General features: G+C 36.2%; 6 protein-coding genes. All 6 read right to left on the bottom strand.

Annotation, left to right across the window (positions count from 1 at the left end):
• Positions 1-226, bottom strand: a 226-nt coding sequence (locus tag CZ809_RS11470; protein ID WP_159447941.1) for an alcohol dehydrogenase catalytic domain-containing protein, incomplete at its 3' end; no start/stop codon positions are given.
• Positions 227-598: 372 nt separating this feature from the next.
• The gene (gfa, locus tag CZ809_RS11465; RefSeq protein WP_080157758.1) at positions 599-1168 is read right to left on the bottom strand and encodes an S-(hydroxymethyl)glutathione synthase; all 570 of its coding nucleotides are present in this window, start codon (positions 1166-1168) and stop codon (positions 599-601) included.
• A gap of 284 nt (positions 1169-1452) precedes the next feature.
• Positions 1453-2067: an S-(hydroxymethyl)glutathione synthase gene (gene gfa / locus CZ809_RS11460; protein ID WP_080157757.1), complete on the bottom strand. Its 615-nt coding sequence runs from the start codon at positions 2065-2067 to the stop codon at positions 1453-1455.
• Positions 2068-2271: 204 nt separating this feature from the next.
• A complete protein-coding gene (locus CZ809_RS11455) occupies positions 2272-3501 on the bottom strand; it encodes an NAD(P)/FAD-dependent oxidoreductase (RefSeq protein ID WP_080157756.1) in 1230 nt (409 codons plus the stop codon).
• Positions 3502-4043: 542 nt separating this feature from the next.
• Positions 4044-4937: a LysR family transcriptional regulator gene (locus tag CZ809_RS11450; RefSeq protein ID WP_080157755.1), complete on the bottom strand. Its 894-nt coding sequence runs from the start codon at positions 4935-4937 to the stop codon at positions 4044-4046.
• Positions 4938-5188: 251 nt separating this feature from the next.
• On the bottom strand, positions 5189-6415 hold the full coding sequence (locus CZ809_RS11445; protein WP_080157754.1) for an NRAMP family divalent metal transporter: 1227 nt from the start codon (positions 6413-6415) through the stop codon (positions 5189-5191).
• Positions 6416-6629 lie beyond the last annotated feature (214 nt).

Genomic DNA, 6629 nt, shown 5'->3' with positions numbered 1-6629 from the left:
TCATTTCAACGATACCGCCACCTTCGTGACCAAGGATCGCAGGGAAGATACCTTCTGGATCGTCGCCAGATAATGTGAATGCATCAGTGTGACATACGCCAGTTGCAACGATGCGAACTAATACTTCACCAGCACGGGGTAACATTACATCAATTTCTTCAACAGAAAGAGGCTGTTTAGGACCCCATGCGATAGCCGCTTTTGATTTGATAAATTTGTCAGTCATCGTTCACTCTCTTAAAATATAGGTGACCCATGTTCAAGCATGGTGTTCGTTGTTAATTATAGTCACTGATCTAATGTCATCATGGTGACTTGATGCAGCTATTATATTTGTTTCTTAAATATTGATAATCCCTAAATATGGAAAATCATTATTACCAAGGTGTAATAATGTGACTGTTTTTAAGTATAATTATCATTTAGAACGTTAATTAAAAGCGTTATCTAGAATAGTCTATTCTTGATACGCATGGGGAGATTGTTATCTAAGTGTGATATCACTCATATTTGTTTACTTAGGGATACAAATCTGACAAAAAAAAGCAATATCTCAGAAAGATATTGCTTCTTATTTTGTCAGGTGTTGCTATGTATATTACGCTTGTGGGTGATTTTGAGCGTAAACGTGTGCTGCAATTGCATCCATTAGTGCAGGAGAAAGGCAATCGTAGGTATTAAGACCAAGTTCGTTAAGACGAGCACGGATAGCTGTCATATCTTTAGGATCAGTGCCTGTTTCAATGATAGATGAAACAAATGCAGCAAACTCAGGAGCAGACCAACCTTTGTCAGTTGATAGTTCTGTGTGAACAAAATCTAAACCGAAGAATGGGTGATTAGCATTCTCGATACGACCGTACATGTGAACGCCACATTCTTTACAAGCATGACGTTGAATTGCTGCAGATTCATCGATAATAACTAGCTTTTCTGCGTTAGCAATGACTTCAACATTGTCACGAGAAATAACCGCGATTTGTGAAAAAACGGCACCTTCAGGTTTCCAACACTTAGAACAACCACAAGCATGGTTGTGTGCAGTTTGGCCTGATAGTTTTACGCGAACTGTATTTGATTCACAGTTACAGTTTAATACGCCACCTTGGAAGTTTTCTTTAGTTGCAGCAAAACCGTTATCAATTGCAGGGTGTAGAGATATAGACATAATGTTTCTCTTTTAATTGTTATAGAATAATAATTATAAATTCGAGGTGCTGAATTAAATAAAACTATTATTGTTTATTTAATAAGGAATAATAATTTTATATTTAATTTAGATAATCAACAGTGGGTGAGTTGATAAAACATATTCTATGCTTAATTAATTATTACACAATGTTGAATATAGTAATTGATTATTACTGAATGGAAACAATAAAAATGGACAAAAAAAAGCCCTATTAAAGCGAAATGCTTAATAGGGCTTATTGCTACTAGTATATAGCAATATTAATGGCTATGTTTACTGATGTGGATTGCAATAGCATCCATTAAGTCAGGTGATAAGCAATCATAAGTTTCTAAACCTAATGATTCAAAACGTTCACGAATTGCTGGCATTGATTTAGGATCAGTACCTGTTTCAATAATGGATGAAACAAATGCAGCAAACGCAGGAGCAGACCAGCCTTGCTCGCTTGATAGTTCAGTGTGAACGAAGTCTAAGCCGTAAAATGGGTGGTTGGTGTCTTCAATCCGACCATACATATGAACACCACAATCTTTACAAGCATGACGTTGAATGGTTGCTGTTTTATCAACGATGATTAATTTTTTAGCATTTGCTATTACTTCAACATTATTTTTTGGAATAACGGCAACTTGTGAAAATAATGCGCCTTTAGGTTTCCAGCATTTAGAACAGCCACAAGCATGGTTATGAGCCGTTTGACCATTTAATTTAACAGTGACTTTATTTCTTCGGCATTGACAGCTAATTAAGCCACCTTTAAATGTATTTTTAGTTGGTTTAATTCCATTATCTATTGCTGGGTGTAATTTAATAAAAGGTGTCGTTGAACCTTCGGTATTATTACCGAATAACTTAGCAAAGAATTTTTTCATTATATTAATCTTAATATGTAGAGTAGGGTAAAGTATTAAAGGTATTATGATAAAAAGAATTTTACCGATAAAATATTAGGTATTAGGTATTAGGTATTAGGTATTAGGTATTAGGTATTAGGTATTAGGTATTAGGTATTAGGTATTAGGTATTAGGTATTATATTCGGCTAATAATGATTAGCCGAATATTTATTATGCTGGTTTATAGCATACCACTAGGCTGGAACAATGCCTTTAAGCGTTTGGTAATGATTAAACGTGATACAGTAAATAAGCCTTCAACAGTACGTTGGTGAAGACGGAAAATCGTATCGTAAAGACGACGAATAATACGACCTTTAAAGACTAATTTATTTGCCATTTTTGATTGTGGGGCAAATGAGCCAACAGCAAAGTGGTGACCAACCGCGACAACCATACCGCCATCTTTGAATTCAAAATCAGTTAGTTCTTTACCACGTAATAAATTGGTTAAGCTTTTCGTTAAGTGAACTGCTGCGCGGTTTGCTGCTTGAGCTTTAGGTGGTACAAAACTACCATCAGCTTGTGGAATTGATGCACAATCGCCTAAAGAGAAGATACTGCTATCAATCGTGGTGGTTAGGTTCGGGTTAACCAAAATCTGGTTCATGCGATTATATTCTAAACCACCAAGACCGTTTAACCAATCTGGTGCTTTCACACCAGCAGCCCAAAATTGAATATCAGCGTCTAATGCTTGATTGTCAGCCGTAACCATACCGTGATCAGAAACTTCACTGATACGAGTATTAAGTAGTACATTAATATTAGTACGTTTAAGTTCTTTTAATACTTTTTCTGACATCTTTAGTGGGCTATTTGGTAGCACACGATCTGCTGCTTCAATTAAGTTAATTGTCAGTTTGGCAGCATTATAACGTTGTAGCTTATGACTTACTCGCGCAAGCTCTGCTGCAAGTTCAACACCTGTTGCACCAGCGCCTACAATATTGACAGTACGATCATTACCTTCGCGTAATAATTGACTGATTTTGTGCCATGCATGACGTGCTTGGCTAGCTGAATCAAGGAAAATACAGTTATCGCGAGCGCCTGTTGTATTAAAATCATTACTTACTGCGCCAACAGCAACAACTAGGTAATCGTATTTAACCATTGCTTCTGTACCATCATTACGGCGAACAGCTAGCATTTTATTTTCACGATCTATATCAGTCATCGCTGCTTGATAATGTTGGTAGCCATTGATTGCACCATGAGTGAAATAACACACAGCATCTAGTTCACGATCAAAAGTACCCGCTGCAATTTCATGCAGACGTGGCTTCCAATAGTGATCTGTTTCTGGTTCAACCAAAATGATTTCATGTTCTTTACGATTAGCTTTGGCTAACAATGTAGATAGTTCTATACCGGCAGCACCGCCACCTACAATAACGATTCGTGACATAACGAATACCTCAAAAAGTGAACCCTAGATATCATTCTCAGGGGATGGTCTTTCCATCATTAAAGCTATGAGCTGATCCGTTGCTACAAAATGACTTTTTATTAGCCACAACACGCAGGGCGGCTACCTGATATCTTATATGTGATGAATTTCTTTGATATAAGACAATTAAATCAGTCAAAATTCAAGTTCTGTGAACTAAACACGGGTATTTTTTTTAAAATATCTCTGTTGAGCCAATAGTGACTATTATATTACTAGTTTATTTAATAACAATGCCAATAAAAACAAATAACCTTTACTGTATGGTAATAATTAACTGTGATAATAGATCATGGTAAAGAATGGTGGCGTTAAATTACTCATATAATAAAGCTATTTATGTCTGCAATTTATATGCATAACTATACAATTTGTAGAGTAGAGAAGAGGGGGGGAAGAGATTTAATTAATGGTGATGATTCTTATGGTGTGAGAATTCAAGAAGAGCAATTTATAAAAAAATAGCATGAGCGAAGAAGCTCATGCTAAATGGTAATAATTTAAAATGATTCAATCTCAGTAAATTGCCCCTGAAGCCAGTGGATAGCTGGGCTTAATTGAGAGCCAATAGGATAAATTAGAGATGCTGACCATACATTGCTGGTGATTTTACTAAATGAAAGGTTAAGTTTCTTCACTAGTTCATTCTTAAGATCATGTTGTAATACAAAATCCGGTAAACAACAAATACCAATATCTTCACGGCATAGTGATAAAATTGTATGGATATCTTCAACATGCCACAATTGTAATGCTGCTTTAGCTTCTTCAAATGGTAATGAATCTAAAGATGCTGGAATTAACAGACGCTGCTGACAGAAGTCTTGGTAACTTAATGTTGTTGCTCCGTCATTAAATTTATCAAGGTAAGATTGAGTTGCGACCCAGCTTACATTGATATTAAATGCTTGCGTATACTCTAGGTTAATTTTATTTTCATGGTCAAAGATACCTAGTGCAATATCGAGATTTTTAGCTTTGATCTCTTCTGCTAAACGCTTACTATTTTGTTGCATAATAAACAATTCAATATTAGGTAGATCAGATGATAATCTTTTGATTATTGATAGAATTTTGTCATTGCAAACCAGTGGGTCGATACCGACCTTTATTTTTACATCATTCATATGATATATAGATAAAGAACGCTCAAGAAATGTTTGATATTGCGCCATCATTATTTTTGCATTCTTGAGTACATGCTCTCCTTTTTCAGTAAGGCGAGGGCATTTACTTGAACGGTCAAATACTTGAAATCCTAAGTCAATTTCAAAATTTTGGATAGTGAGGCTAACTGCAGCTTGAGTTTTATTTAGCTGTCGTGCAGCAGCACTAAACGAACCATATTCGGCAGCAGCAATAAATGAGCTAAGAGTTTCAATCTTTATATTCATTATTTAACGATTCATCTTAATTTATTATTATGGATATAAGCCATATCTTATCTATCTCCATAAGAATGACTGCAATGGTGTACCTCTAATATAACTAAAACCTATACCTAATGACAACCATTAGTGCGTTTTATATTGATATTTATTATATTTATAATAGATCTATCACTAGATTAGTGCGTAATATTGTGAATACCAACCATTAATTAATTGATAAACTTAGATACCCATAAGAGCGTGTGTGGCACATGTTACCCTATGAATTTATTAATAAAACCACTGATATTGGATAAGCTAGCTAAGCCCATGACAATTACAATAGTGATACCAATTGCGGTCAGATAAAGTGGGTGTTTGTAATCGCCAACAATTTTTTTCTGTCGTGTTGCTGCCAGCATGGTGGCGAGTACGATTGGTAGAATAACGCTGTTAACAAGACCAGCTAACATCAGTAACAAAATTGGCATATTCATCAATACAGTTCCTACCGTTGTCAGGATAATAAATCCAACACACCATGTTTTTTCATTACGAGCAACAATAGGAAAAAGAGTTTTTATAAGGGATATTGCCATGTATGAATTACCAACGACCGAGGTAATTGATGCAACAAATAACACGAGTCCAAAGATAAAGTAACCAATATCACCTGCTCCGTGGCGGAATGCATCTGCTGCAGGGTTGGCTGGATCTAATGTGACACCCGTTGTGATGATACCTAACACCGCACAAAATAATAAAATACGAATAATTACGGCAATTGATATCCCTGCCCATGCAGCTTTAGTAACGATTTTCGTATTTTCTATACCTTGTAACTTAACATCAATTAAACGTTGAGCACCGGTGTAATAACCGCCAACAGCACCGCCAACGATGGTTAATGTTGGTAACAGTAAATTAGAAAAATCAGATGGAGCGACTGCCGCTAAGACTGTTGGCGCGAGAGGGGGTAAATTAGTCAGGGCGACATAGGCAATGAGTACAATCATTAATAGCCCTAAGTAACGCGCCATTTGATCCATTCGTTTTGATGCATTATGGACAATAAATAGCAGGCTACCGATAACACCAGTGAAAATAGCGCCCCACGTGGTGTCTAGTCCCATTAGAACATTCATGCCTAGTGCTGAGCCACTTACATTACCAAAGTTGAATGCAACGGCTCCAAGCGCCAATAAAATACCAATGACGTATCCCATGCCTGGTGCAACTTTATTGGCAATATCTTGAATACGTAAACCTGAAACACCAACGATACGCCATAGGTTCATTACTATACCAAAGGTAATAAACATAGAAGCAAAAACAGGGAAAGCCATATCTATATTATAAATATTGGTAAATACCGCGGTTTGCGTTAAGAAGCCAGGCCCTACAGAGGTTGTTGCCATTAAAAAAGCAACGCTTAAAATGGCTTTATTTTGCCAATCAGTGTGGCGAGGGGAGGTGTTGGTTGTTTGTGTGTTCGTGTGCATAATCAATCCCAAAATCAAAGTCTCTCATATTTATAAAAATAGAAAGACAACTGATGGGGATCAGCTGTACGATTGTGGTGTATTTTTTGGCAAAAAAGCAATCTAATGTAATCGTTTGCTTTAGTTGGCGCGGATGATAGAGAGTGTCTTAGGTATTGTCAATCATGTTTTTAAAATGGATAAAAAAAAGCCCCATTATTTTAAATAATAAGGC

Source organism: Photobacterium piscicola, assembly GCF_900166965.1.
Lineage (GTDB): Bacteria > Pseudomonadota > Gammaproteobacteria > Enterobacterales > Vibrionaceae > Photobacterium > Photobacterium piscicola.
Note: the sequence above shows the minus strand (reverse complement) of the source record. Positions and strands in the feature narration are given on the sequence as shown.

Coding starts and splice junctions, on each gene's coding strand:
- CZ809_RS11450 (WP_080157755.1), bottom strand. CDS start 4,937: ATGAATATAAAGATTGAAACTCTTAGCTCATTTATTGCTGCTGCCGAA.
- CZ809_RS11445 (WP_080157754.1), bottom strand. CDS start 6,415: ATGCACACGAACACACAAACAACCAACACCTCCCCTCGCCACACTGAT.
- CZ809_RS11455 (WP_080157756.1), bottom strand. CDS start 3,501: ATGTCACGAATCGTTATTGTAGGTGGCGGTGCTGCCGGTATAGAACTA.
- gfa (WP_080157758.1), bottom strand. CDS start 1,168: ATGTCTATATCTCTACACCCTGCAATTGATAACGGTTTTGCTGCAACT.
- gfa (WP_080157757.1), bottom strand. CDS start 2,067: ATGAAAAAATTCTTTGCTAAGTTATTCGGTAATAATACCGAAGGTTCA.